Source organism: Oricola sp. (assembly GCF_022763245.1).
Lineage (GTDB): Bacteria > Pseudomonadota > Alphaproteobacteria > Rhizobiales > Rhizobiaceae > Oricola.
Map to the genome: position 1 here is coordinate 564,919 of NZ_JALEGV010000012.1, position 24,337 is coordinate 589,255.

Consider the following 24,337-nt stretch of genomic DNA (forward strand, 5'->3'; position numbering starts at 1 on the left):
ATTGAATGGGCTCAAAACGATCATTCGGCGCGGAAGCCACGAACGACCGCCAAGAACCGGTCGCTGAACACTCAGCAGCAATCGCCTGCCTCCCCGCTCCCCCACCGCATCTCCTCCGATATCGAAAATCTTCACGCTCCCGTTAGCCGTGCATTAACCATGGCCGCTCATACTCGCCGCAACTTGCACGGGAGACACGGGCGATGATGAAGTCTTACACCCACTGGATAAACGGAGCCGCCATACTGGGCGTCGCGGCGATGTTGACCGTTGGCTACGGCATCGCCGAGCCGGGCATCGACAAGACGACCACCGCCTCCATCGACACGCTTCGCCAGGCCGACCGCTTCATGGTCGTCGATCATGCCCATAATCGCACCTGCATCGTCGCGCTGCACCGCGCCAAGGGCTATGACGTCCACCGCGTCGAGCCGGGCCATTGCAGCGGCATGCCGAAGGAACTGCTGACCGCCCGCGCCTGGCAGGACACCGAAACCGGCAAGGTTCGCATCACCGACCACACCGGCAAGGTGCTGATGCGGCTGTCGGCCAAGGACCAGTTCGGCTGGGACGTCGTCGAGCCGAAGGCGCTGTCGCTGTCCTTCGAGGCTTTCTGAGCGCCGGCGGGCGCCAGCCGCCCGCGCGCACGGCCCTCGGCGCGGGCACCGGCCAGGCCGACGTCGAGACGCACTGACGATGTTGACGCGCGAAACCCTCTTCGAACCGCTGCTTGAGGCTCATCCCGGCTTTCGGCCCCGATGGGAGACGTTCCGCGCGGAATGGGCCGACCACCCGAAGGGTCTGCCCTGCTACCTGCTTATGGGCGATCTCGTCGCGGAATGCTCCGCGCTGATGCGGCAAGGCCGCGAAACCGAGCTCACCGCCATCTTCGCCGTCGTCGAACGCTGGATCCTGGAAGGCGACCGCTACGTGCATGACGCGGCGATCGTCGGCTTTCTGGAGGATCTGCAGAACACCAACCTGCACGACGGCACGACGCCCGACCAGTTCGTGCCGTTCCTGAAGCCGGAGTCCTTGCGCTTCTGGCACAAGGTCGAGCGTTTCTGGACCGCGCGCGAACCGATCGTCGACGATCGGAAATCACCCTCGAAGGATTGATCGCGCCACCCGCGCGGCCGCGTCGGTCAGGCGGCCGCCAGGATCCAGCGCGCGGCCTTTTCGGCGATCATCAGCGTCGGCGAATTGGTGTTGCCGCTGGTGATCAGGGGCATCACGCCGGCATCGACCACCCGCAACCCCTCGACGCCGCGCACCCGAAGGCGGGAATCGACCACCGCGCCGGCATCGTCGTCGGCGCCCATCCGCGTCGTCCCGACGGGATGGAAGATCGTGGTGGCGATGTCGCCCGCGAGCTTTGCCAGTTCCTCGTCGGTCTGGAATTCCACGCCGGGCTTCCACTCCTCCGGCTCGAACTTCGCCATCGCCGGCCTGGCCATGATCGTGCGCGCCTGGCGCAGGCTATCGGCGGCGATGCGCCTGTCCTCGTCGGTCGACAGGTAGTTCGGCACGATCGCCGGCGCGTCGTCGAACCGGCCGGAGCGGATATGCACATGGCCGCGGCTGGTCGGGTTGAGGTTGCACACGCTCACCGTCATCGCCGGAAAGGGATGCAGGTCCTCGCCGAAGGCCTCCAGGCTGAGCGGCTGAACGTGATATTCCACATTGGCGTGGGGCCTGTCCGGATCCGAGCGCGAGAAGGCGCCCAACTGGCTCGGCGCCATGCTCATCGGGCCGGACCGCGTCAATGCATATTGCAGTCCGATCTTCGCCTTGCCCGCCAGGCTGTTGGCCAGCGTGTTGAGCGTCTGGACGCCCTTCACCTTGTAGACCGAGCGGATCTGCAGATGATCCTGCAGATTGTCGCCGACGCCCGGCGCGTCCAGCACCACGTCGATGCCGTGCTGCTTGAGCAGCGCCGCCGGCCCGACGCCCGACAATTGCAGGATCTGCGGCGAGCCGATCGCGCCGGCCGACAGGATCACCTCGCGGTCGGCATGCACCGTCACGGACTGATCGCCCCGCCGCACCACCGCCGCCGCGCAGCGTCTCGCGCCGCTCCCCGTGGTTTCGAATTCCAGCCGTTCGACCTGCGCCTCGGTCCATACCGTCAGGTTGGCGCGATTGCGCACCGGCCGCAGGAAGCCCTTCGCCGTGCTCCAGCGCCAGCCGGAGCGCTGGTTGACCTCGAAATAGCCGACGCCGGCATTGTCGCCCGTGTTGAAATCGTCGGTGCGCGCAATCCCCGCCTCTTCGGCGGCATCCGCGAAGGCTTCGAGCACGTCCCAGCGCAGCCGCTGCTTTTCCACCCGCCATTCGCCGCCACGCCCGTGCATGTCGGAAAACAGGCTGTTGTCGCCGGTCACGGGATCGGCGCCGTCGTCCAGACGGTAGTGGTCCTCATGCGCCATGAAATAGGGAAGCGCGTTCTCCCAGTTCCAGCTGTCGTCGCCGGTGATCTCCGCCCAGCCGTCATAGTCGCGCGCCTGCCCGCGCATGTAGATCATGCCGTTGATGGCCGAGCAGCCGCCCAGCGTCTTGCCGCGCGGATAGAGCAGCGACCGGCCGTTCAGCCCCGGATCGGGTTCCGTTCTGAACAGCCAGTCTGTGCGCGGATTGCCGATGCAATAGAGGTAGCCGACGGGAATGTGGATCCACGGATAGCGGTCGTCCTTGCCGGCTTCGAGCAGCAGGACCCGGTTCGACGGGTCCCGGCTCAGCCTGTTGGCCAGCAGGCAACCGGCCGTGCCTGCCCCGACGATTATAAAATCGAACCGATGATCCGTCATCGTTTCCCCTCCTCCCGGCCCACGACATTGGGCGCGCAATGGGCCGTTTTCGGGCCCCATCTGAAGACGGACCCGAATTACCGCGCGGCGACGGCAAAAATCCAATGACGATTGGCGCGCTCTATTATAAATTCCCTTTATATGGACACATATCCCGACCTGAGAGTTCTGCGGTCCTTCCTGACCGTTGCCCATGAAGGCAACGTGTCGCGCGCCGCCGACATCCTGCATCTCACCCAGCCGGCCGTCAGCGTTCACTTGAAGCGGCTCGCCGAGGATACCGGCCTGACCCTGTTCCGGCGCACCCCGAAGGGGCTTCGCCTGACGCAGGACGGCGAGGCCCTGCTGGTCAAGGCCGAGCAGGTCTTCTCGGCGCTGTCGGATCTCAGCCAGACGGCGCGGCGCATGACCGGCACGATCCGCGGCAAGCTGCGCATCGGCACCATTCTCGACCCGGACTTCACCCGTCTCGGCCAGTTTCTCGCCGCCCTCGTCGAAGACTATCCCGAACTGGAGACCGAACTTGTCCACGGCATGAGCGGCGAGGTGTGCGACCGCTTGCTGCGTGACGAGATCGATGTCGGCTTCTTTCTCGGAGACCCCGGCCAGCATATTCGCCTCGACAAGCCGGACAGCACTCTGGACGAGCCCCGCTTCCGGCGCATGGACCTGACGCGCTTCGTCTACCGGGTCATCGCGCCGGCCGGCTGGGAAAGGCGGGTCGTCGGCAAGGACTGGTCGGGGCTTGCCTCCTTGCCCTGGATCGGCACCCCCGCAGCCTCTGCGCACAACCGGCTGCTTCGCTCGGTCTTCGCCGACCGCGGCATCGAGCAGAACATCGTCGCCCTTGTCGACCAGGAACCCTCCATGCTGGCGATGGTGCGCTCCGGCGTCGGCATCAGCCTGTGCCGCGATTCCATCGCCCTGCATGAAAAACAGAGCCACGGCCTCGTAGTCGCCGATCAGGCCGCCATCGAGACGTCGCTCTGCTTCCTTGCGCTCGAAACGCGCGGCAGCGACCCGAGGGTGGAATGCGCGTTCGAGATCCTCGACGGCATCTGGCACGCCCATGCGGGCGATGCCGCGCGCGCCGACGGTCCGTAAGGCGGCGGCCGTCCCTCAGTTCTGCGCGTAGACCACATGCGCGAGACCGAGCAGCGCCTCGCGACCGACCGCACCCGACATCGCATAGGCGAAGCCGTTGTCGGCCCAGAAGAAGGTCGAAACGCCATCGGTCTCGTCGAAGCGGAATTCCGTGCCGTGATGGTCCGGATTGACGCCGATGAGAATCGTTACGCGATCGCCCTCGGCATTCTCATACATCAGCATGGCGCCCGGCTTTTCGGCGAAGGGCACCAGCCGCCCGCCGACAAGCGCATAACCGCGCGCCGACAGGTCCGGCGCGGCCAGCGTCTTGCCGATCCGCGCGCCGAGCCAGCCGACCAGATGCGCCTCCTGGCTGGCGTCCACCTCGACGGGATGGCGCACCTCGCTGGCATAGACGAGATAATTGGTCTTCGAGGCCTGCGGCAGCAATTGCGCCACCGCGATCGCGTCGCCGCGCTGAAGGCCCGCCGTGATCAGGCTTCCCGCCCCGCCGCCGGCCAGGAAAAACAGCGCGAACCCCGCGGCGATCGCCAGCCGGCCGAAGCGCTGCGGCCGCTGCCGGCCGAGCGCCTCGATCAGCGCCTGGTCTTCAGCGTCGGCGGCGGGTGTCGCGCCGAAGGCGTCGCGCAACGCGGCGTTCTGGGCCTGCCAGTTGGCCACCTCGGCGGCCGCGTCGGGATTGTCTGCGAGATGCGCTTCCACGGCGGCGCGGCGGTCCGGCGCCAGCAGGCCGTCGGCATAGGCGTGCAGGTCCGCTTCCGTAATGGCGCTGTCCGGCTTGGTGTTCATGGGAGGTCGCTCATTCGGGCGATGGTCATGGGGTTCTCCGGAATGCCACGATATTGTGGCCTTCAAGGATGGTTGCAAGCATGCGCCGCGCCCGCGAAAGGCGCGACATCACCGTGCCGAGGGGGATGTCCAGCATCTCGGCCACCTCGCCATAGGCGTAGCCCTCGACGACGACGAGCATCAGCACGGCGCGCTGATCGGGATGCAGCCGGTCCAGCGCCGCGACGATCCGGTCCCGCTCCAGCGGGTCGGCGGATGCCTGCCCGCTCTCCACCGCCTGTGCGTCGTCGATATCGACCATCGCCGGCGTCGTGCCGGCCTTGCGCAAGCGGTTGCGGTTGAGATTGGTGAGGATCGTCATCAGCCAGCTTTGCAGATTGTCGCCGCGCCAGCTCGCGCGCCGCGCGAACGCCTTCTCCAGGCAGTCCTGGACGAGGTCGTCGGCATCCGACGCGTCGCGGGCGAGGCTGCGGGCATAGCGTTTCAGGCGTGGCAGCACCGCGAGCACGTCGGTCTCGAAACGGCTCATCGCGCGCCTCCCATCGGGGGGATGAGGGAGGCGCGCGGACGGGCGTTTCCGCCCGCCTGCCGGCGTGTCAGAGGGTCAGGGACGCGCAAGGTCCCACACGCCGTTGAAGCCGTCGCCGGTGATGTCGCCCTCTTTCTCGTCCTTGACCCAGAAATAGAGCGGCATGCCGTCCTTGGCCCACTGCATGGTGCCGTCGGCGCGGGTGATCACCGAATAGGCGCCCTCGGCCATGGCGCCGTCTTCCGCAAACAGCGGCGGCCAGTTGGCGGCGCAGCCGCCATTGCAGTTGGAAACGCCCTCGGCGTCGTTCTTGAACGTGTAGAGCGTCATGCCGTTTTCGCCGGCGAGCACGTCGCCGCTGGCGGTCGAAACCGTCGTTACGGGCGCGGCGGCGGCGATGCCGGCGAGAAGCAGGAAGGTGGCAGCGGTGGCAAATGCGGTCTTCATCGGGAACTCCCTTGATCGTGTCGAACGAAAACGGCGCTCTTGCCGTTCTCGTGGTGTTGGACACGCAAGCCCGCGGATTTATTCCCGCCCGCGACGGATTTTTCTCAGGCCGCGCGGGCGCGACCCTGCGCGCGGGTCCGCGCCGCCTCGCCGAAGGCCCTGAACAGCGCCCCCGACGGCCGGTCGGTGCGCGCCCAGTATTCGGGATGCCACTGCACGCCGACGGCAAACCCGGCCGCGTCGCGTACCGAGACCGCCTCCACCGTGCCGTCATCGGCCGTCGCCTCGATCTGCAGGCGCGGCGACAGCGTGTCGATCGCCTGGCGGTGCAGCGAGTTCACCTCGATGCGCGTGTCGCCGACGATGCCCGCCAGGCAGCCGTCCGGCTTGACGTCGATCCCGTGGGTCAGGCGGAAGCGCACGTCCTGGTCGTCGCTCACCGGCGCGCGATGGTCGAAGGTCCCCTCGCGGGTCTGGATCTCATGCGCGATCGAGCCGCCCAGCGCCACGTTCAGTTCCTGCACGCCGCGGCAGATCGCGAAGAGCGGCACGCCGGCGTCCAGTGTCGCGCGGATCAGCGGCAGCGCCGTCGCGTCGCGCTCCTCGTCATGCGGCTCGTGCTCCGGCGTCGAGGCGATGCCGAAATGCTGCGGATGCACGTTGGAGCGCGAACCCGACAGGAGCACGCCGTCGACGCGCGTCACCAGCGAGGCGAAGTCGATCCGCTCGCCGAAGGCCGGCAGGATCATCGGCACGACGCCGGCCACCGACAGCGCCGCCTCCAGATAGGTCTGCGGCGTGCAATGCCAGCGGTAATTGTCGAAATCGCGGACATCCGCGACGACGGCGACGATGGGCTGCATGGATGGTGCTCCTTTGATCGCCCACCTTATGCATCGCCGCCGAGCCGGGACGCAACGGGCATGTTTTGCCCTGTCTTCCGGCCTTCCTGACGCTACGGCGCCAACTGGACAAAAAAATTGACCAATTGTCGTAGTTCTACCATTCCGCAACGCTGGACAGGCAAAGGCAAAACTGTAAGGTGCACCGCGAGCATCGCCGTGGAGGCTTCGTAGGAAGCGGAGGCTGCGCGGGCTCGTCATGACACCATCTGGGAGGATCTTATGGATCGTCGTTCGTTTATCAAGAAAACCGGCGCGGTCGGCGCCGGCGCTGCTGCGGCAACCGCCCTCGCTGCGCCTGCCATCGCCCAATCCATGCCGAAGATCACGTGGCGCTGCACGTCGGGCTTCCCGAAAGTGCTCGACACCATCTACGGCGCGGCTGAAGTCTTCGCCGAAGCGGTGAAGGAAGCCACCGACGGCAACTTCAACATCCAGGTCTTCGCCGCCGGCGAGATCGTCGGCATGCCGGAGGCACTCGACGCCGTCTCCAACGCCACCGTCGAAATGTCGCACACCTGCTCCTACTACTACTGGGGCAAGGACGAAGCCTTCGGCATCGGCACCGGCATCCCGTTCGGCCTGAACGCCCGCATGACCAATGGCTGGATGTATGAGGGCGGCGGCATCGACCTCCTCAACAAGTTCTACCAGGGCTACAACACGATCGCCTTCCCGGCCGGCAACACCGGCGCCCAGATGGGCGGCTGGTTCCGCAAGGAAATCAACACGGTCGAAGACCTGCAGGGCCTGAAGTTCCGCATCGGCGGCTTCGGCGGCCGCATCATCGAGAAACTGGGCGTCGTCCCGCAGGGCCTGCCCGGCGGCGACATCTACCCGGCGCTCGAGAAGGGCACCATCGACGGCGCCGAGTTCGTCGGCCCCTATGACGACGCCAAGCTCGGCTTCAACAAGGTCGCGCCGTACTACTACTATCCGGGCTGGTGGGAAGGTGGCGTCTGCGTCCACAACTTCATCAACCTGGACAAGTGGAACGAGCTGCCGGCCAGCTACCAGCGCATCGTCAAGGACGCGTCGGCCATGGCCAACAACGTCATGATGGCTCGCTACGACACGCGCAACCCGAAGACGCTCAAGGAACTCGCCGCATCGGGCACGCAGCTGCGCCCCTACAGCCAGGCGATCCTGGAAGCCTGCTTCGACGCGGCCACCGAGACCTACGCGGAAATCTCGGCTGCCAACCCGAACTTCAAGGAACTGCACGATTCCTACATGGCCTATCGTCGCGACGGTTACCTGTGGTTCCAGCTGACGGAATACAATTTCGACACGTTCCAGATGCTGCAGCAGCGCGCCGGCAAGCTCTAGGCCGACCTGCATTCGCAACAAAAAGAGCCCGGGACGGTCGCCGTCCCGGGCTTTTTCATGTCTTTAGTTTGACGTGTAGCGATCTACGCCAGCGCCGCCGCCTCCCTGGCGAGCGCCGTCACCCGGTCCCAGTCGCCGGCCGCCACCGCGTCCTTTGGCGCGACCCAGGAGCCGCCGACGCACAAGACGTTCGGCAGCGCCAGGTAATCGGCCGCGTTCGACGCCGACACGCCGCCCGTCGGGCAGAACTTCACCCCGCCGAAGGGCGAGGAGAGCGACTTCAGATAGGCCGCGCCGCCGGCTTGTTCGGCGGGGAAGAACTTCAGCAGCGAATAGCCGTCCTCCAGCGCCGCCATGATCTCGCTCGACGTCACCGCGCCGGGCAGCAGCGGCACCGGGCTTCCCTCCGCCGCATCGACCAGTTCCGGCGTCAGGCCCGGGCTGACGATGAATTTCGAGCCGGCCTCGACCGCCTCGTCGAACTGACCCGCATTGAGGATCGTGCCCGCGCCGACCAGCGCTTCGGGCACCTCGGCGGCGACGCGGCGGATCGCCTCCAGCGCCGCGGCCGTGCGCAGCGTGATCTCGATCGCCGGCAGGCCGCCTGCGACAAGCGCCCGCGCCATCGGCACAGCGGCCTCTGCATCCTCGAGCACGATCACGGGGATCACGCTCTGGCCGGTCATGATGGGAAGAAGCGCTTCGGTGTTTTGCGGCATGGATCGATCCTCGCTGGAGTTCGCCTGGCGTTTTAAATCGGTTTAGAGCAATTCTGCTCGTGACGGAATCGGGAAAATCGCAAAAACGCGGATCGGACGGGTGAAATCCTCGCCGCGCCTGCCCCAAGCGTGAACCGATCTAGGCCGCCCGTCCAGCCCGCATCCGGACAACCCGGGCGATGACGCCCAGCATCGGCCGGATCGCCGCGATCAGCCGCAGGAGGCGGCGCGGCACCGGCCGCCCGGCCACCGCCGTTTCCAGCGCCGCCCGCGTTTGCGGTCCGACGATCCCGTCGACGGCAAGCCCGAGGTCCGACTGGAAGCGCTCCACCGCGCGCGCCGTGGCCGGTCCGAACCGCCCGTCGGGCGCCAGCGGATAGCCGGTCGCCGTCAGCATGCGCTGCAGGTCGGCCACCGTCTCGCCCCCGTCGCCCCGCCTCAGCACGGCTCCGCCGGCCGGCGCTTTTGCGCCGCGCGCATGGCGCGCATAGGCGGCGGCGATCCGGCTGTCATAGCGATGCGTCCGGTATCCGGGCCCGTTATAGGCCCGTGCGAACGTCGCCCAGTCATGCGCGCGGATGACGTCGGTCAGCCCGTTTCGTTGCAGAAACCGCAGCATCAGCCTCGTCTGCCCGCCCGCGCCGGAGCGCGCCTCCTCCACCAGCGCCTCCGCCGAGGCATAACCCAGCGCCTTCCAGTGCGCGCCCATCACCTGGCCGATCCCCCAGGAGACCGATTGCAGCGCCGCGTCGCGGTCGATTGCCGTCGCCGCCTCCAGCAGCCGCCAGCGCGCCGCCTGCGACGCCGGGTTCTTCACCGCGCCGGCGGTCGGCGAGGCCAGCCCCTTCGCCCGCGCGTCGGCGCGCTTGGCGTCATCGACGAGCCTGTCGAAATAGTGCCCTTCGAAGCGGATCAGCGGTTCCGGCCGCCCCTCCACCATGGCAAAGGCGCGCCCGCCCGATTCCACCTCCGCGATCGCCAGCAGCGCGGCCGGTTCCAGCCCCGCCTCCCGCGCCGTCGCCTCGATGTGCCTGATCGTTTCCTCTGAAAACATGTCTCACCCGGTCGCTGTCGGTTTCGAAGCGACCAGTCTGCGAGCGACCCGCGCGGGGTGGATGAACCGCACGCGCCGTCACGCCGCCCTGAAGGACGGACCAACGAGCGAAGGTGCGATGCAGCCTGAGATTTCGGGCCGGAACCGCGCATGCCGCCGACGCCGCACCCGACAAAGTCTGTCCACCGCTCTCCGGCCTCGCCTATCCTCGATCGGCATCCGCGCAGGCCTCCGGAGACCTGCCGCATTTGACGAGACGAAGGCAGGAAGGACGGCAAGCGAGATGGACTGGGCCCTGGCAGTCGAACGCAATCGCGAGGCGCTTCTGCGCATCGTCGCGGCGCTGTTTGCCATGGTCGGGCTGGACGAAGCCCGCGACAACGCCCACCCCACCCTGCCGCGCTTCCTGCACAAGCGGATCCTGCGCCTGCTGCGTCCCGCCGAGGCCGCCGTCCGGCGCCTCGTCATCATCGCCGCGCATGAACTCGAAACCCCGCCCGATCGACCGGGGCGCGACCGCCCCGCGTCAAAGCCGGTCGAGCTGAAACGCCCTTATCGTCCGACGTCGCGTCACACGTCCGCGAAAACCGCGCGGGCCGTCGTTCGGTCAGGCGGCGACGCGCCGCGGGCGGTCTCCCTGCTCGATCCGCTCAGCCCCTACCGCGCAACGCCGCCGCGGCGCTATGCGAAGACCTTTCCGCGCTTCACCGTGCTCGGCCTGTCCGAGCCCCGCCCGCTGCCTGAACTGCATATCCCCTCGCCGGACGATCCGGTCAGCGCGCGCCACCTCTTCGGTCGCCTGCAGGCGTTAAAGCGCACGCTCGACACGATCGACGATCAGGCCCGCCGCCTCGTCCGCTGGCGGGCGCGGCGCAACGCCGGACGCACCCGGCGGTTCCTGCCGATGCGTCCGGGACGGCCGCCGGGTCACCGGCGAAGACCGCGCCATGCGATCGACGAGATCCTGCGCGAATGCCATTCCCTCGCGCTCCACGCGACGAAGACCGCCGACACGTCGTGAGCGGCGCGACACTGTTTTCTTTGACAAACCGGGCCTTGCCCGGAGCGCCCGCGAGATCAGCCTTGCGGAATGGACGCCACCTGGGCGGCCGCGCGCTCGACCCTGTCCCGGCCATTGTTCTTGGCGCGATAGAGCAGCGCGTCCGCCTCCACGAGCAACGCATCGACGGACGCTGCCGTCGGCCGCCCGAAGACGAGCAGGCCAATGCTCGCGGTGATCTCCACCGCCCGGCCGTCGTTCAACGTCACGGGAGCGCTGTTGACCGCGACGCGGATCCTCTCCGCGATCGCGTCCACCTCCAGGCTGTCCGCGACGAAGACCACGAACTCCTCGCCGCCCTGCCGGCCGAAGAGGTCGTCCTTGCGCAGGCAGCGCCTCACCCGCTCGGCGAAAGCCATCAGCACCTCGTCGCCCGCCGCATGGCCGAACGTGTCGTTCACCGCCTTGAAGCGGTCGAGATCGATCATCATCAGCGCGCAGCCGCTTCCGCTCACCGACAGTTGCTCCTGGACGTCCTGCGCAAAGGCCGCGCGGCTGCTCGCTCCGGTGAGCTGGTCATGCGCGGCGAGGTGCCTCAGCCGGCCGAGAAGCCGCGCACGGCTGGCCGTCACGATGCCGAGCATGATCGGCCCCATCGCCACGAGCGCGATCCCGAGCCGCGCCGAAACCAGCGACATCTCGTCATAGACGGCCGGGTTGCCGATAAGATCGGCGGAAATCGGGATCAGCGTCCACAGCACATAGAGCAGGACCAGGACGGAGGTTCGGAACACCGAATAGACGAGCCCGCACCAAAGAAGCGCCGGAACCGGAAAGGCGATCGCACCCGGCCCGCCGATCAGCAGCGCCAGCGCACACGACGCGACCAGCGCCGCGGCCGGCATGAGATTGGCCCACCCGCCGAGCGACCAGCTGTAGCCCGACGCCGGATCGTTGTGGGTCGGGGCGGGCGCCAGGAGGATGACGGGCAGAAACGCCATGTAATTGACGAGCTCGGTCGCAAACCAGAACGTCCAGCCCGCCACGGCGCCGCCGTCGAACAGGAGCGGATTGGCGAGGGCCCCGAACAGGCCCGCCGCCGCGCCCGCCGCCGCCGAGGCGATCACCAGCCAGAGCATCGACGTCTGCTTTTCGAGCCGGGTCATCCCGTCGGGCAGTCGGGCATAGACCATATAGGCGGCGGCGACGCCGGCAAGATTGGCGCCGTTGAGGATCAGGGCCTTCGGCAGGCTGGATCCCGTCAAGAGGTCGGCGGCGAGATAGGCAAGCGCGGCGCCGGCCCAACCGAGCGCGGTCGCGGTTCCCGGCATGCGGATGAGAAGCCCCAGCATGATCGCGTTTGCCGGCCAGACCGTGGCGAGGAAGCCGATCGGTCGCGTGGAGATGCCGAACAGGCATGCCGCGAAGATGACGAGGGCCATCGCGACCGGCGGTCCGAACTGCGACCGGAATCCCGTTCCGGTCGCCCCGGACTGCGTGTATGCCATTGCTGTCAACCGAATTCCCCCGGTAGAAATAACGCTAGGTAAGATCTTGTAGTGCTCCTTAACGGGGGCGGCCGCAAAAGGATAGCGTCCTTGGCGCATGGCTGGCATTCGCACTGGTTGCAGGCGGCATACCGGCACCCTCGCCTCTTGCCTCGCCTGCCCAACGGCAGTAACCGAACGGGATGCAAAACCAGCCGCCCCATATCGTCGCCGCACTCTACCATTTCGCCGATTTCGGCCGCTACGAAGCCTTCAAGCCCGAACTGGAGGCCGTCTGTCTCGACGCCGGGCTGAAGGGCACGCTGCTGCTCGCCTCCGAAGGCATCAACGGCACGGTCGCCGGCTCTCGCGAGGGCATCGACCGCCTGCTCGCCTTCCTGCATGCCCAGCCGGAATTCGCCGGTCTCGAGCACAAGGAGAGCTGGGCCGACACGCCGCCCTTCCTGCGCATGAAGGTGCGTCTGAAGAAGGAGATCGTCACGATGGGCGTGCCGGGCACCGATCCCAACCGGATCGTCGGCACCTATGTCGCTCCGAACGACTGGAACGACCTGATCTCCGATCCCGGCACCATCGTGGTCGACACCCGCAACGACTACGAATACGCGATCGGCACCTTCGAGAATGCCGTCGATCCGCAGACCAAGACTTTCCGCGAATTCCCGGACTGGGTGCGCCGCCACGACAATGAACTGAAGGGCCGCAAGATCGCGATGTTCTGCACCGGCGGCATCCGCTGCGAGAAGGCGACCGCCTTCGTCAAGTCGCTTGGCTTCGAGGACGTCTACCATCTCAAGGGCGGCATCCTGAAATATCTGGAAGACGTGCCGGCCGAGGAAAGCCTCTGGCATGGCGACTGCTTCGTCTTCGACGAGCGCGTCGCCGTCGGTCACGGGCTCGAGCCGGGCGACTACACGCTCTGCCGCGCCTGCCGCCATCCGCTGACGCCGGAGGAAACGCAGTCGGAGACCTATGTCGAGGGCGTCTCCTGCCCGCATTGCCACGACGCCCGCTCCGAGGACGACCGCGCCCGCTACGCCGAACGCCAGCGCCAGATCGCCCTGGCGAAGAAGCGCGGCGAGAAGCATCTCGGCACTTGACGGTGGCACCGCCCCTTCCCGCCGCCGCGCCGATGCAGCGCTCCCACGGCGAGGGCCTGCTGACCGTCAAGGCGCTCGCCGGCCGCACCCGCATCGATCGGCTGCGCCAGGCCGGCAATGCCAAGATCCGCGTCCCGAAGACCCATGGCGACGCGCTGGAAGCGGTCCTGATCAACACCGCCGGCGGCATCACCGGCGGCGACACGCTCGACTGGACGCTTGCCGCCGGTCCCGGCACCCGCACCGTCGTGACCACCCAGGCCTGCGAACGCGTCTACAAGTCGAGCGAGGGCGTCGGCGTCCAGACCTCCACGGTCCGTGTCGGCACCGAGGCGAGCCTCTTCTGGCTGCCCCAGGAAACGATCCTCTTCGATCGCGGCCGCTTCCGCCGCACCATCGACGTGACGCTCGACGAGGGCGCCCGTTTCGTCGGCCTGGAGACGCTGCTGCTTGGGCGCGAGGCGATGGGCGAAACCGTCTCCACCGGCGTCTTCCACGACCGCTGGCGCATCCGGCGCGGCGACGCGCTCATCCATGCCGACGACCTGCGCCTCGACATTTCCCCCGACCGCGACTTCGCCTGCCCGGCGGCACTTGGCGGCAACCGCGCGGTGGCGACGCTCGTCGCCGTCTTGCCCGATGACGCCGAAACCCTCGACCTGGCCGTCGCGCGCGCCCGTACGCTGATCGGCGACGGCGCGGGCGGCGCCAGCCGCATCGGCGAAGCGTCGAAGGGCAAGATCGTGATCCGCCTCGCAGCGCCCTCCGGCTTCGCCCTGCGCCAGCGCCTGCTGCCGGTCCTCGCCCTGTTTCTTGACGGTCAGACCCTGCCGAAAGTCTGGCACCTGTAGAGGCCCGCGACCGCGTCGTAGCACCCGGCGGGCTTGACCGGATATACTGATTGTTATCCAACCGCGCGAAGATTCGCTTAACCTCTTGGCAACGGCTCACGCGTAGAACGGCCATGCAATTACTTTGCGGAAGGGAGATACTCCCGACAGATGCACCTTGACCCCCTCACACTGATGGTTCCTGCGGTGACGGCCTCGGCGATCGCCAGCCTGTTCGTCTACGGGGCCTGGTTCCGGTTCCGCGATCAGCCGGCGCTGATCTGGTGGGGGTCCGCCCATGCGCTGCACACGATCGGCCTCGCGCTGATCTTCGTGTCGATCGCTTCAACCAACAAGACCCTCACGCCCGTCGGCGGCGGTCTGATGAGCATGGCGCCGCTGATGATCTGGGCCGGCGTGCGCCGGTTCCTGCGCCTGCGCGCGCTCTGGCCGGTGGTTGTCGGGACGCCGCTCGTCGTGCCCCTGATCACGGCCCTTCCCGTCGACATCGACAGCGAGACCTGGTCGACCGCCATCGGCTTCGGCTTCTGGCCGGTTTTCCTGACGGCGTCTGCCTGGCTGCTGGTCCGGCACCGCGCCGAGCACCTGCCGGCCCGCTGGGTGTTCGGCGGCTTCCTGATGCTGCACGCGATCGTCTACTCGCTGGCCGTCTCCGAGGTCCTGCAGGGCACCTTCTCCTTCGACCAGCCGCCCGCGCTGAACAGCCCCTTCGGCGTGATCCATTTCGAATCCATCCTGTTCTCCATGGCCGTGAGCATCGTGATGATCTTCATCTGCCATGAGCGCAAGGAACAGCGTTACGTCCACGCCGCCAGCATCGATCCGATGACCGGGGCCCACAATCGCGGCACCTTCTTCGAGGCGGCCGGCAGGCTGTTCGAACGCGACCGGCGGGCGGGCGCGCCCTGCTCGCTCATCATGTTCGATCTCGACCGCTTCAAGACCATCAACGACGATTACGGCCATCAGTTCGGCGATCGCATCCTGGCGAGCTTCGCCGAGACCGTCCGCTCTTCGCTGCGCCCGAGGGATCTCTTCGGCCGCTATGGCGGCGAGGAATTCGTCGTCGTTCTGCCCGGCACCTCCGTCAAGACCGCGGCCCTGATCGCCGACCGCATTCTCAAGGCCTTCGCGGCCGCCAACACCTTTGTCGAGGGCCAGCCCGTCAAGGCGACGGTCAGCGCCGGCGTCGCGCAGGCCGGCGAAGCGCAGGATCTCCAGCAGGTCATCAAGGCCGCCGATCAGGCGATGTATGCCGCCAAGCGCGGTGGCCGCAACCGCGTCGAGATCGCGCCCGACGCCCCGCCCGATCCGGACGTCGTGCGCATCGCGTGACGGGCGGCGGACAGAGAGCCTCGCGACCGTCGCGCGGAGGCGTTTCCGAAAAAATTGTTGTTAGTTACAAACGCAACCATTACGTAGAAGCGGACTGCGATGCGGTCCGCTTGGCGACGGGAGGAAAGCCGCGGCGGCGCACGATCCCCCTCCCGCACGACAACCGCATTCGCACCGCAAGGAAACAAGGACGGATTGATGAAACTCGCCACCCTCGACAACGGAACGCGTGACGGCCGGCTGGTCGTCGTCTCCCGCGACCTGACCCGCTGCACCGACGCGACCTCGATCGCGCCGACCCTGCAGGCCGCCCTCGACGACTGGGCGACGGTCGCGCCGAAACTGGAGCTGCTGGCCGAAAGCCTGTCGCATGACGCCGTCCCGTCGGAGCGTTTCCACGAGCACGACGCCCTGTCGCCCCTGCCGCGCGCCTATCAGTGGGCGGACGGTTCGGCCTACGTCAATCACGTCGAACTGGTGCGCAAGGCGCGTGGCGCCGAGATGCCGGACACTTTCTGGACCGACCCGCTGATGTATCAGGGCGGATCCGACACCTTCCTCGCGCCGCGTGCGCCAATCCGCATGGCCGACGAGGCCTACGGCATCGACATGGAGGGCGAGGTCGCCGTGATCGTCGGCGACGTGCCGATGGCCGCATCGGTCGACCAGGCCCGCGACGCCATCCGCCTGGTCATGCTGGTCAACGACGTGTCGCTGCGCGGCCTCATCCCCGGCGAACTCGCCAAGGGCTTCGGCTTCTTCCAGTCCAAGCCGTCCTCCGCCTTCTCGCCCGTCGCCGTGACGCCGGACGAATTGGGCGACGCATGGGACGGCAGCAAGGTCAGCCTGCCGCTGCGCGTTGACCTGAACGGCCAGCCGCTCGGCCGCGCCGAAGCCGGCGTCGACATGACCTTCGAGTTTCCCGACATCGTCGCGCATGCCGCGAAGACGCGGCCACTCGGCGCGGGCGCGATCGTCGGCTCGGGCACGGTCTCCAACAAGGACGCGGACGGCGGCCCCGGCAAGCCGGTCGCCGAGGGCGGCCTCGGCTATTCCTGCCTTGCAGAACTGCGCACCGTCGAGACGATCCTGTCCGGCGGCCCGAAGACGCCCTTCATGCGCTTCGGAGACACCGTCCGCATCGAGATGCTGGATGCCGAAGGCCATTCGATCTTCGGCGCAATCGAACAAACCGTGGAAAAATATGAGGGAGCCGCCTGATGGCCAAGCAATTCGCAAGCGCCGGCGATCTCGCCGAAAAGAAGATCTCGTTCACCGAAGTCGGCAAGGATCTCTGGGCCTTCACCGCTGAAGGCGACCCGAACACCGGCGTCATCATCGGCGATGACAGTGTCATGATCGTCGAGGCCCAGGCGACGCCCGAACTCGCCGCCAAGGTCATCGAGAAGGTCCGCTCCGTCACCGACAAGCCGATCACCCATCTGGCGCTGACCCACTACCACGCCGTGCGCGTCCTCGGCGCGGCGGCCTATCAGGCGCCGACCGTGATCATGAGCGAGAAGGCCCGCTCCATGGTCGTCGAGCGCGGCGCGGAAGACCGTGAGTCCGAGTTCATGCGCTTTCCCCGGCTGTTTGCCGGCTATGACGACATCGCCAAGGTGCCGCCGCTTACCTGGCCGACCACGACGTTCAACGACCGGATGACCGTCTATCTCGGCAAGCGCCGCGTCGATCTCATGTTCCTCGGCCGCGCCCACACCGCCGGCGACATCGTGATCTACGTGCCCGACGAGAACGTCATGTTCACGGGCGACATCGTCGAATACCACTCCGCCTGCTACTGCGGCGACGGCCATTTCCACGACTGGCCCGGCACGCTGGAGAAGATCCGCCGCTTCAATCTCGATTCCATCGCGCCCGGACGCGGCGACGCGCTGGTCGGACGCGACATGGTCAACGACGCGCTCGACAAGACCGCCGATTTCGTCCGCTCGACCTACAGCCCGATCGCCCGCGTCGCGCTGCGCGGCGGCTCGCTGAAGGAGGCGTGGGACGCCTGCCGCGCCGAATGCGACCCGAAATTCGCGGATTACGCGATCTACGAGCACTGCCTGCCCTTCAACGTGGCGCGTGCCTATGACGAGGCCCGCGACATCGACACGCCGCGCATCTGGACCGCCGAACGCGACCGCCAGATGTGGGACGCCCTGCAGGGCTGACCGGAAGGAACGGGCGAGGAAGGGAGGACCGATCGTGGACCAGACAGTCGAAACCGGCGGCAGGAAGATCTTCGAGACGCCGCTCTATCCCTACGGGCGCACGCCCGACCAGGAACCCGGCGCCAACGCGCATCACCCCGTGGTGATCGTCGGCGCCGGACCGATCGGCCTGGCCGCCGCGATCGATCTCGCCCAGATGGACGTCCCGGTCGTCGTGCTCGACGACAATGACAAGGTCTCCTGGGGCTCGCGCGCCATCTGCTTCGCCAAGCGCCCGCTGGAAATCCTCGACCGGCTCGGCTGCGGCGATCCGATGGTCGACAAGGGCGTCGTCTGGAATGTCGGCAAGGTCTTCTTCGACGAGCGGCAGGTCTACGACTTCAACCTGCTGCCGGAGAAGGGTCACAAGCGCCCCGCCTTCATCAACCTGCAGCAATATTATTTCGAGCAATATCTGGTCGAGCGCGCCTTCGAGTTGCAGCGCCAGGGCAAGCCCATCGAACTGCGCGGCGGCAACAAGGTCGTATCGGTGACGGAAAAGGGCGACGGCGTCGCGCTTTCGGTCGACACGCCGGACGGCCCCTACACGATGAGCGCCGACTGGCTGATCGCCTGCGACGGCGCCGGCTCGCCGATCCGCGCCATGATGGGGCTCGATTTCGTCGGCCGCGTCTTCGAGGACAACTTCCTCATCGCCGACGTGGTGATGGACGCCGACTTCCCGACCGAGCGCTGGTTCTGGTTCGACCCGCCCTTCAACCGAGGCCAGTCCGCGCTGCTGCACAAGCAGCCCGACGGCGTCTGGCGCATCGATCTCCAGCTTGGCTGGAACATCGACAAGGACGAGGAAAAGAAGCCGGAAAACGTCATCCCGCGCCTCAAGGCGATGCTCGGCGACGACGTGAAGTTCGAGCTGGAATGGGTCTCGATCTACACCTTCCAGTGCCGCCGCATGGAGAAATTCCGCCACGGCCATGTGCTCTTTGCCGGCGACGCCGCCCACCAGGTCTCGCCCTTCGGCGCCCGCGGCGCCAATTCCGGCCTGCAGGACACCGACAATCTGTGCTGGAAACTGAAGCTGGTCATGGACGGCCTCGCGCCCGACAGCCTGCTCGAAACCTACGATGTCGAGCGCATTCACGGCGCCGACGAGAACATCCTCAACTCCTCGCGCTCGACGGATTTCATCACGCCGAAATCGGAGATCAGCCGCATCTTCCGCGACGCGGCGCTGGACCTTTCCGAGCGCTTCGACTTCGCCCGCCCGCTGGTCAATTCCGGCCGGCTCTCGGTGCCCTGCGTCTATGACGGCTCGCCGCTCAACGGGCCGGACGGGCTTGCCGGCGGCCCCGCCCGCACGCGCCCCGGAGCGCCCTGTCCGGATGCGCCGCTCGGCGACGCCTATCTGCTCGACCGTCTCGGCGACGAATTCCAGCTCCTCGCGATCGATGCGGACGTCCCCGACAGCGTCGAGGATTGCGGCATCGCGGCAAGCGCGCTGCGCATCTCTTCCGCCGACGATCCCACCGGCGACCTCGCCGCGCGCTATCTCGGCGACGCGACATCGGCCGTCTATCTGCTGCGGCCCGACCAGCATGTCGCCGCGCGGTGGACGGACTATGACGAAGCGGCGGTCAAGGCCGCTCTGCGCACCGCAACCGGGAGGGCATGACCATGGCAGACCTCAAGACCGCGCCGAACATCGCTGCGCCGGACGATTTCTATGCCGATCTTCTGGCCGCCCATGAGGGCCTGACCAAGGCCGAGAGCGACGCCTTCAACGCCCGGCTGATCCTCATTCTGTCCAACCATGTCGGCGACCGTGAGATACTGCGCGCAGCCCTTGCGGCCGCCGCGGCGCCGAAGAAATAGGAGGAGACCGGCCATGACCCTGAAGATCGACAAGATCCACCACGTCGCCTATCGCTGCAAGGACGCCAAGCAGACCGTCGAGTGGTATCGCGACATGCTGAAGATGGATTTCGTGCTGGCGATCGCGGAAAACCACGTCCCGTCGACGCATGAGCCCGACCCCTACATGCACGTCTTCCTCGACGCCGGCGACGGCAATGTGCTGGCCTTCTTCGAACTGCCGACCAAGCCCGAAATGGGCCGCGATCCGAACACGCCGAAATGGGTCCAGCACATCGCCTTCAAGGTGAAGGATCGCCCGACCCTGATCGAGTACAAGGAGCATCTGGAGGCAAACGGCGTCGAAGTGCTCGGCGTCACCGACCACTCCATCTTCCACTCGATCTATTTCTTCGACCCGAACGGTCACCGCGTCGAACTCGCCTGCCCGGACCCGGAAGAAGAAGAGATGCTGAAACGCCTCGATTCCGTCAAATGGGACATGCTGGAGGAATGGTCGCGCACCAAGCGCGCGCCGCAGCACGCCGACTGGCTGCACGCCAAGGAATTGAGCAAGGCGTAAGTCGAGACTAACCGGACCGGGTCACGCCTGGTCCGGCCTCGCCACGGTCCCGGCCTCGACCCAGGCGTCGAAGATCGCCAGCGCGGTCTCGCAGAATTCCGCGTCGTTGATGTGGCAGCCGAGCGCCTTGAGATCGACATTGGCCGGGCAGGCCGTCTCCATCTCGTCGCAGAACGCCGCCAGCCCGTCGGGATCGTTGAGATCGGCGCCGGGGCGGTCCCATTCGTGGCAACCGCCCTTCGGCAGCAGGAAGGTCGTCGGCCCGTTGGCCTGCTCCATCTTCCGGCAGATCTCGCGCGCCACTTCGCGCCGCTGGTCGGTGTCCAGCACGATCGAGGTCAAGAGCCGGTTATGCGCATGGGACGGCGTTGCGCGGAACCGCTCCGGCAGGGGCTGCCAGCCGACAAAATCGATCAGGTCGATGCAGCCCGGCGCAATCAGCTGCGGAATGGCCTTCGTCCCGGCATTGGTCAGCCGGTCGGCGCCCGCCGAGAGCCCGCCCATCATGTGGTTGCCGACCTCCTGCGTGGCGAAGTCGAACACGGCGGCGAACGCGCCTTCCGCGGCCAGCGCCTCGAAGGCCCTGCCGCCCATGCCGGTGGCGTGGAAGACCGCCACCTCGTAGCCGCGCTTTTCCAGTTCCGGCTTCAGCGTAACCATGTAGGTCAGCACCGACTTGCCGAACGACGTCATGCCTATCAGCGGCCGGTCGCGCTTCGGCGGCTCCACCGCCCGCGCCGCGCCGAGCACCGCGCCCGCCGCCTGGCTGAGCGAAGACTTGCAGACTGAATTGAGCCCGTAGAGGCCGCCCGCCCAGAGGATCATCTGGATGTCCGGCGCCAGCCGTTCGGCCGGCAAGAGCGGCGAGAAGGAGACCGTCGAGACGACGAATTTCGGAACGCCGAGCGGCAGCGCCGCGCAGACGTCAAGCGCGAGATCCGTCCCCATCGTGCCGCCCAGCACGATCACGCCGTCGATCCGGCCGTCGCGATGCAGTCGCGCCGTCAGCGCCGCCGCGCCTCGCGCCATGATCTGCATGGCGTGGTTCTCGTCGCCGCTGTCGATGGCGGCCTGGATTGAGCTTCCGCCCTCCGCTGCGACATCGTGCTTCGACCAGTCCGTCGGTTCCGCCGGATCGCCCAGCACGCTGACATCCATGGTGACGACCCCGCCGCCCTGCCCGGCGATGCATTGGGCCATGTAGGAAAGTTCGTCGTTCTTCGTGTCGTAAGTGCCGACGACGAGAATGGTCCTGTCGCTCATTCGTCCCCCCCCCTCAGAGCTGGATCCAGGCGGTCTTCAGGTCGACATACTTGTCGAAGGCGTGCAGCGACTTGTCGTGCCCGTTGCCGGATTGCTTGACCCCGCCGAGCGGCACAGTCAGGTCCGAACCGCCATAGGTGTTGACATGCACCACGCCGGCGCGAACCGCCCGCACCATGCGATGCGCCCGCGACAGGTCGCTGGTCCACACGCCCGCCGACAGGCCGTATTCGGTGCCGTTAGCGATCGCGACGGCCTCCTCCTCCGTGTCGAAGACGGTCACGGCGAGCACCGGCCCGAACACTTCGCGCTGCGCCAGCGTGTCGCCCGCGCCGACATCGGTGAAGATCGTCGGCTCCATGTAGTAGCCGCCGGTCTCCTCCAGGATGCGCCGTCCGCCCCGATAGAGCGACGCGCCCTCCTGTTGGGCCGTCTCGACGAAGCCGAGGCTTTGGTGCAGCTGCCGTTCCGAATTGATCGCGCCGACCTGCGACGTCTGGTCCAGCGGGTCGCCGACCTTCATCGCCCCGGCGACCTTCGCGAGTTCGGCCACGAACGCGTCATGGATGCCGCGCTGCACCAGGAGGCGCGTGCAGGCGACGCAGACCTGGCCGGAATTGCGGAACATGCCGTTCGCGGTCACCTTGGCCGCCTGGGCGACATCCTTCACGTCATCGAAGACGAGCGACGGCGATTTGCCGCCGAGCTCCAGATAGACCCGCTTCAGGTTGGAGCGGGCCGAATATTCCAGGAGCCGCCGCCCCACAGCGCCCGATCCGGTGAAGACCAGCACGTCGACGTCCGGCGACAGCGCCAGCGCCTCGCCCGCGACCGCGCCCCGGCCCGTGACCACGTTCAGGACGCCCGCCGGCAGCCCGGCCTCCAGCGCCAGTTCGGCGAGGCGCAGAAGCGAAAGCGAGGCCGTCTCGGCCGGCTTCAGCACGACGGAGTTGCCCGCGGCGATGGCCGGCCCCAGTTTCCACGCGCCGATCATCAGCGGGAAATTCCAGGGCACGATCGCGCCGACGACGCCCACGGGCTCGCGATGGATCAGGCCCAGATGCGTGTCCGCCGTCGGCGCGATCTCGCCATAGAGCTTGTCCAGCGCCTCGGCGTAATAGCGGATGGTCGCCGCAGCGGAGCCCGCCTCCGCCTTGAAGGCCATGGAGAATTCGGTGCCGTTGTCGCGCACGCCGAGCACGGTCAGCGCAAGCGCCTCGCGCTCGATCAGCTCGGCCCATTTGAGCATGATCTTCTTGCGCGCCGCAGGCGCCAGCCCCGCCCAGCGCCGGTCCTCGAAGGCCGCGCGCGCCGAGGCGACGGCCCGGTCGACCTCGGCCGGCGTGGCGTCGGCAATGCTGGTCAGCCGCGACCCGTCGATCGGCGATATGACGTCGAGTGGCGCGCCTTCACCTGCCTGCCACGCGCCTTCGACAAGGAGCTCTTGCGGCGGAACAGGAGTGCGCCGAAGCGCGTCGATCTGTGCTTGGTCTGCCATTCGGCCTCCTTCAGGGATTTGCGGTCAAGCCAGACGCTTCTCGCATGGACGATCAGCACGGCGACGATGACCAGGAAGAGGATCATCGCGACCGGCCGGTCGATGAAGTCGAACGGCTCCTTGACCCGCGCCATGCCGGCGCGCAGCTTCACCTCCATGATGCCGCCGAGCACCATGCCGAGGATGATCGGAACGACCGGAAGCGACAGCCGCTTCAGCACATAGCCGATCATGCCGAACACGGCCGCGAGCACGCAGTCGGTCACCGAATTGCGCAGCGAGTAGACGCCCACGAAGGAGAGCGTCAGAACGCACAGGCCGAGAAACCGGTTCGGGATTTTCACGACGCTGATCAGCGGCCGCGTCGCGACGAGCAGGAAGAGGACGACCAGCACGTTGAGGATCAGGAGCGCCAGGTAGAGCGCCACGATGAAATCCATCTGGTTCTGGAACAGGCCCGGTCCCGGCACGACGTTGTGGACGTAGAAGACGCTCAGCATCATCGCGGTCAGCGCCTCGCCCGGAATGCCGAGCGCCAGCAGCGGCACCATCGCGGCGGCCGGCACGGCGTTGTTGGAGGTCTCGGACGCGATCAGCCCTTCCGACGAGCCGTGGCCGAAATCCTGCGGCCGCTTCGAGGTCTTCTGCGCATAGGTATAGGACAGGAACTGCGCGGTGAACTCCCCGACCCCGGGGATCATGCCCATCAGCACGCCGAAGGAGGCCGAGACGGCCGCGACGCGCGGATGCCGCGCCAATTCGCGAAAGCCCTGGAACAACCCGCCGCGCAGCCGCGTCGTGCGGATCTTCTCGTCCTCGCTGGTCAGAAGCACGAAGGCCTGGCTGAGCGCGAACAGGCCGAGCACGACCACGATCAGGTCGATGCCGCTCGACAGGAACGCCTGGTCGAAGGTGAAGCGCTTGGAATACTTCACCGGCTCCAGGCCGATCGTCTGGATGAAGATGCCGAAGCCGGCCAGCGCGCCGGCGATCAGGCTCTGGCCGCGATGTGCGACGATCACGAGGATGATGCCGAGCAGCGCCGCCAGGAAGATCTCGCGCGAGCCGAACAGCGGCGCGACCTTGGCGAGCACGGGCGCGAACAGGATCAGGCAGACCACCGAGAAGATGCCGCCGAAAAACGAGGAGGAATAGGCGAGCGACAGCGCCCGGCGCGGCTCGCCGCGCGCGGTCATCGGATAGCCGTCATAGGTGGTCAGCGCGTTGACCGCCGTTCCGGGCGTGTTGATCAGCACCGCCGGGATGGAGCCGCCGTACATGGAGGAACCATAGATGCCGAGCAGCACGGTCAGCCCGACGATCGGGTCCATGGAGAAGGTGGCGGGCAGGAGGATCGCGATGGCGACCGCCGGGCCGACGCCCGGGATCGCGCCGATCAGCACGCCGCCGATGGAGCCGACCAGCAGCGCCAGGATCACGTCCCAGCGCGCGAGTATCTCCAGGCTCGAGAGCAACAGGTCCATG

The 24,337-nt window shown here is 67.2% G+C and carries 24 protein-coding genes; 13 read left to right on the forward strand and 11 right to left on the reverse strand.

Annotated features, from left to right (window positions below):
* Positions 1-203: 203 nt before the first annotated feature.
* Both MRY80_RS07000 and MRY80_RS07005 read left to right on the forward strand, forming a co-directional pair.
* Positions 204-617 (forward strand): hypothetical protein, encoded by a 414-nt coding sequence (locus MRY80_RS07000; protein WP_293289380.1) that lies wholly within the window; start codon positions 204-206, stop codon positions 615-617.
* Positions 618-696: 79 nt separating this feature from the next.
* Positions 697-1,119 carry a hypothetical protein gene (locus MRY80_RS07005; RefSeq protein ID WP_293289382.1) on the forward strand — a complete coding sequence of 141 codons (423 nt, stop codon included), beginning with the start codon at positions 697-699 and terminating at the stop codon, positions 1,117-1,119.
* Positions 1,120-1,145: 26 nt separating this feature from the next.
* Here the strand turns inward: MRY80_RS07005 and MRY80_RS07010 are convergent, their stop codons facing one another.
* Positions 1,146-2,807: a GMC family oxidoreductase N-terminal domain-containing protein gene (locus MRY80_RS07010; protein ID WP_293289384.1), complete on the reverse strand. Its 1,662-nt coding sequence runs from the start codon at positions 2,805-2,807 to the stop codon at positions 1,146-1,148.
* Positions 2,808-2,948: 141 nt separating this feature from the next.
* On the opposite strand from MRY80_RS07010, the gene MRY80_RS07015 reads away from it, so the two are divergent.
* Positions 2,949-3,911: a LysR family transcriptional regulator gene (locus tag MRY80_RS07015; protein ID WP_293289386.1), complete on the forward strand. Its 963-nt coding sequence runs from the start codon at positions 2,949-2,951 to the stop codon at positions 3,909-3,911.
* A gap of 15 nt (positions 3,912-3,926) precedes the next feature.
* Here the strand turns inward: MRY80_RS07015 and MRY80_RS07020 are convergent, their stop codons facing one another.
* From MRY80_RS07020 to MRY80_RS07035, 4 genes are all read right to left on the reverse strand, one after another.
* The gene (locus MRY80_RS07020; RefSeq protein ID WP_293289388.1) at positions 3,927-4,703 is read right to left on the reverse strand and encodes an anti-sigma factor; all 777 of its coding nucleotides are present in this window, start codon (positions 4,701-4,703) and stop codon (positions 3,927-3,929) included.
* 25 nt (positions 4,704-4,728) lie between these two features.
* Positions 4,729-5,232, reverse strand: a complete 504-nt coding sequence (locus tag MRY80_RS07025; RefSeq protein ID WP_293289390.1) for an RNA polymerase sigma factor — start codon at positions 5,230-5,232, stop codon at positions 4,729-4,731.
* 75 nt (positions 5,233-5,307) lie between these two features.
* Positions 5,308-5,679 carry a hypothetical protein gene (locus MRY80_RS07030; RefSeq protein ID WP_293289392.1) on the reverse strand — a complete coding sequence of 124 codons (372 nt, stop codon included), beginning with the start codon at positions 5,677-5,679 and terminating at the stop codon, positions 5,308-5,310.
* Positions 5,680-5,783: 104 nt separating this feature from the next.
* The gene (locus tag MRY80_RS07035) at positions 5,784-6,542 is read right to left on the reverse strand and encodes a gamma-glutamyl-gamma-aminobutyrate hydrolase family protein (RefSeq protein ID WP_293289394.1); all 759 of its coding nucleotides are present in this window, start codon (positions 6,540-6,542) and stop codon (positions 5,784-5,786) included.
* Between the two features lie 261 nt (positions 6,543-6,803).
* Here MRY80_RS07035 and MRY80_RS07040 point away from each other — a divergent pair, with 261 nt between their 5' ends.
* On the forward strand, positions 6,804-7,910 hold the full coding sequence (locus MRY80_RS07040; protein ID WP_293289396.1) for a TRAP transporter substrate-binding protein: 1,107 nt from the start codon (positions 6,804-6,806) through the stop codon (positions 7,908-7,910).
* An 83-nt stretch (positions 7,911-7,993) separates the two neighbouring features.
* Here MRY80_RS07040 and MRY80_RS07045 read toward each other — a convergent pair whose 3' ends face one another.
* Together MRY80_RS07045 and MRY80_RS07050 are read right to left on the reverse strand one after the other, a co-directional pair.
* Positions 7,994-8,629, reverse strand: a complete 636-nt coding sequence (locus MRY80_RS07045) for a 2-dehydro-3-deoxy-phosphogluconate aldolase (RefSeq protein ID WP_293289397.1) — start codon at positions 8,627-8,629, stop codon at positions 7,994-7,996.
* Between the two features lie 139 nt (positions 8,630-8,768).
* Positions 8,769-9,683, reverse strand: coding sequence for an N-acetylmuramidase domain-containing protein (locus MRY80_RS07050; RefSeq protein WP_293289399.1), 915 nt, complete (start codon positions 9,681-9,683; stop codon positions 8,769-8,771).
* Positions 9,684-9,966: 283 nt separating this feature from the next.
* Between MRY80_RS07050 and MRY80_RS07055 the strand changes: the two genes are divergently transcribed.
* Entirely contained in the window at positions 9,967-10,704 is a 738-nt protein-coding gene (locus tag MRY80_RS07055; protein WP_293289401.1) for a hypothetical protein, read from the forward strand.
* A gap of 56 nt (positions 10,705-10,760) precedes the next feature.
* On the opposite strand, the gene MRY80_RS07060 is transcribed toward MRY80_RS07055, so the two are convergent.
* A complete protein-coding gene (locus MRY80_RS07060) occupies positions 10,761-12,191 on the reverse strand; it encodes a sensor domain-containing diguanylate cyclase (RefSeq protein WP_293289403.1) in 1,431 nt (476 codons plus the stop codon).
* A 182-nt stretch (positions 12,192-12,373) separates the two neighbouring features.
* Between MRY80_RS07060 and MRY80_RS07065 the strand changes: the two genes are divergently transcribed.
* The 8 genes from MRY80_RS07065 to MRY80_RS07100 all read left to right on the forward strand — a co-directional run bounded on the left by MRY80_RS07065 (position 12,374) and on the right by MRY80_RS07100 (position 20,091).
* Complete coding sequence (locus tag MRY80_RS07065) at positions 12,374-13,291, forward strand: rhodanese-related sulfurtransferase (RefSeq protein ID WP_293289405.1); 918 nt, start codon at positions 12,374-12,376, stop codon at positions 13,289-13,291.
* 32 nt (positions 13,292-13,323) lie between these two features.
* Complete coding sequence (locus MRY80_RS07070) at positions 13,324-14,142, forward strand: urease accessory protein UreD (protein ID WP_293289643.1); 819 nt, start codon at positions 13,324-13,326, stop codon at positions 14,140-14,142.
* 150 nt (positions 14,143-14,292) lie between these two features.
* Entirely contained in the window at positions 14,293-15,477 is a 1,185-nt protein-coding gene (locus tag MRY80_RS07075; protein ID WP_293289407.1) for a GGDEF domain-containing protein, read from the forward strand.
* A 198-nt stretch (positions 15,478-15,675) separates the two neighbouring features.
* Positions 15,676-16,698, forward strand: a complete 1,023-nt coding sequence (locus MRY80_RS07080; RefSeq protein ID WP_293289409.1) for a fumarylacetoacetate hydrolase family protein — start codon at positions 15,676-15,678, stop codon at positions 16,696-16,698.
* On the forward strand, positions 16,698-17,657 hold the full coding sequence (locus MRY80_RS07085; RefSeq protein WP_293289411.1) for an MBL fold metallo-hydrolase: 960 nt from the start codon (positions 16,698-16,700) through the stop codon (positions 17,655-17,657). Before MRY80_RS07080 ends, MRY80_RS07085 begins: the two co-directional genes overlap by 1 nt.
* A gap of 34 nt (positions 17,658-17,691) precedes the next feature.
* On the forward strand, positions 17,692-19,329 hold the full coding sequence (locus MRY80_RS07090; protein WP_293289413.1) for an FAD-dependent oxidoreductase: 1,638 nt from the start codon (positions 17,692-17,694) through the stop codon (positions 19,327-19,329).
* A 2-nt stretch (positions 19,330-19,331) separates the two neighbouring features.
* Positions 19,332-19,529, forward strand: a complete 198-nt coding sequence (locus MRY80_RS07095) for a DUF2783 domain-containing protein (RefSeq protein WP_293289415.1) — start codon at positions 19,332-19,334, stop codon at positions 19,527-19,529.
* Between the two features lie 19 nt (positions 19,530-19,548).
* Positions 19,549-20,091 carry a VOC family protein gene (locus MRY80_RS07100; protein WP_293289645.1) on the forward strand — a complete coding sequence of 181 codons (543 nt, stop codon included), beginning with the start codon at positions 19,549-19,551 and terminating at the stop codon, positions 20,089-20,091.
* Between the two features lie 21 nt (positions 20,092-20,112).
* On the opposite strand, the gene MRY80_RS07105 is transcribed toward MRY80_RS07100, so the two are convergent.
* Genes MRY80_RS07105 through MRY80_RS07115 form a run of 3 tightly spaced genes read right to left on the reverse strand, consistent with a single transcriptional unit; the run spans position 20,113 to position 24,336 of the window.
* Positions 20,113-21,354: a Tm-1-like ATP-binding domain-containing protein gene (locus tag MRY80_RS07105; RefSeq protein ID WP_293289417.1), complete on the reverse strand. Its 1,242-nt coding sequence runs from the start codon at positions 21,352-21,354 to the stop codon at positions 20,113-20,115.
* Between the two features lie 13 nt (positions 21,355-21,367).
* Entirely contained in the window at positions 21,368-22,834 is a 1,467-nt protein-coding gene (locus tag MRY80_RS07110) for an aldehyde dehydrogenase family protein (protein ID WP_293289647.1), read from the reverse strand.
* Complete coding sequence (locus tag MRY80_RS07115; RefSeq protein ID WP_293289419.1) at positions 22,717-24,336, reverse strand: tripartite tricarboxylate transporter permease; 1,620 nt, start codon at positions 24,334-24,336, stop codon at positions 22,717-22,719. Before MRY80_RS07115 ends, MRY80_RS07110 begins: the two co-directional genes overlap by 118 nt.
* Position 24,337: the final 1 nt, after the last annotated feature.

Coding starts and splice junctions, on each gene's coding strand:
- MRY80_RS07085 (WP_293289411.1), top strand. CDS start 16,698: ATGGCCAAGCAATTCGCAAGCGCCGGCGATCTCGCCGAAAAGAAGATC.
- MRY80_RS07000 (WP_293289380.1), top strand. CDS start 204: ATGATGAAGTCTTACACCCACTGGATAAACGGAGCCGCCATACTGGGC.
- MRY80_RS07015 (WP_293289386.1), top strand. CDS start 2,949: ATGGACACATATCCCGACCTGAGAGTTCTGCGGTCCTTCCTGACCGTT.
- MRY80_RS07060 (WP_293289403.1), bottom strand. CDS start 12,191: ATGGCATACACGCAGTCCGGGGCGACCGGAACGGGATTCCGGTCGCAG.
- MRY80_RS07055 (WP_293289401.1), top strand. CDS start 9,967: ATGGACTGGGCCCTGGCAGTCGAACGCAATCGCGAGGCGCTTCTGCGC.
- MRY80_RS07020 (WP_293289388.1), bottom strand. CDS start 4,703: ATGAACACCAAGCCGGACAGCGCCATTACGGAAGCGGACCTGCACGCC.
- MRY80_RS07030 (WP_293289392.1), bottom strand. CDS start 5,679: ATGAAGACCGCATTTGCCACCGCTGCCACCTTCCTGCTTCTCGCCGGC.
- MRY80_RS07010 (WP_293289384.1), bottom strand. CDS start 2,807: ATGACGGATCATCGGTTCGATTTTATAATCGTCGGGGCAGGCACGGCC.
- MRY80_RS07040 (WP_293289396.1), top strand. CDS start 6,804: ATGGATCGTCGTTCGTTTATCAAGAAAACCGGCGCGGTCGGCGCCGGC.
- MRY80_RS07045 (WP_293289397.1), bottom strand. CDS start 8,629: ATGCCGCAAAACACCGAAGCGCTTCTTCCCATCATGACCGGCCAGAGC.
- MRY80_RS07070 (WP_293289643.1), top strand. CDS start 13,324: ATGCAGCGCTCCCACGGCGAGGGCCTGCTGACCGTCAAGGCGCTCGCC.
- MRY80_RS07075 (WP_293289407.1), top strand. CDS start 14,293: ATGCACCTTGACCCCCTCACACTGATGGTTCCTGCGGTGACGGCCTCG.
- MRY80_RS07115 (WP_293289419.1), bottom strand. CDS start 24,336: ATGGACCTGTTGCTCTCGAGCCTGGAGATACTCGCGCGCTGGGACGTG.
- MRY80_RS07005 (WP_293289382.1), top strand. CDS start 697: ATGTTGACGCGCGAAACCCTCTTCGAACCGCTGCTTGAGGCTCATCCC.
- MRY80_RS07105 (WP_293289417.1), bottom strand. CDS start 21,354: ATGAGCGACAGGACCATTCTCGTCGTCGGCACTTACGACACGAAGAAC.
- MRY80_RS07080 (WP_293289409.1), top strand. CDS start 15,676: ATGAAACTCGCCACCCTCGACAACGGAACGCGTGACGGCCGGCTGGTC.
- MRY80_RS07025 (WP_293289390.1), bottom strand. CDS start 5,232: ATGAGCCGTTTCGAGACCGACGTGCTCGCGGTGCTGCCACGCCTGAAA.
- MRY80_RS07095 (WP_293289415.1), top strand. CDS start 19,332: ATGGCAGACCTCAAGACCGCGCCGAACATCGCTGCGCCGGACGATTTC.
- MRY80_RS07065 (WP_293289405.1), top strand. CDS start 12,374: ATGCAAAACCAGCCGCCCCATATCGTCGCCGCACTCTACCATTTCGCC.
- MRY80_RS07035 (WP_293289394.1), bottom strand. CDS start 6,542: ATGCAGCCCATCGTCGCCGTCGTCGCGGATGTCCGCGATTTCGACAAT.
- MRY80_RS07050 (WP_293289399.1), bottom strand. CDS start 9,683: ATGTTTTCAGAGGAAACGATCAGGCACATCGAGGCGACGGCGCGGGAG.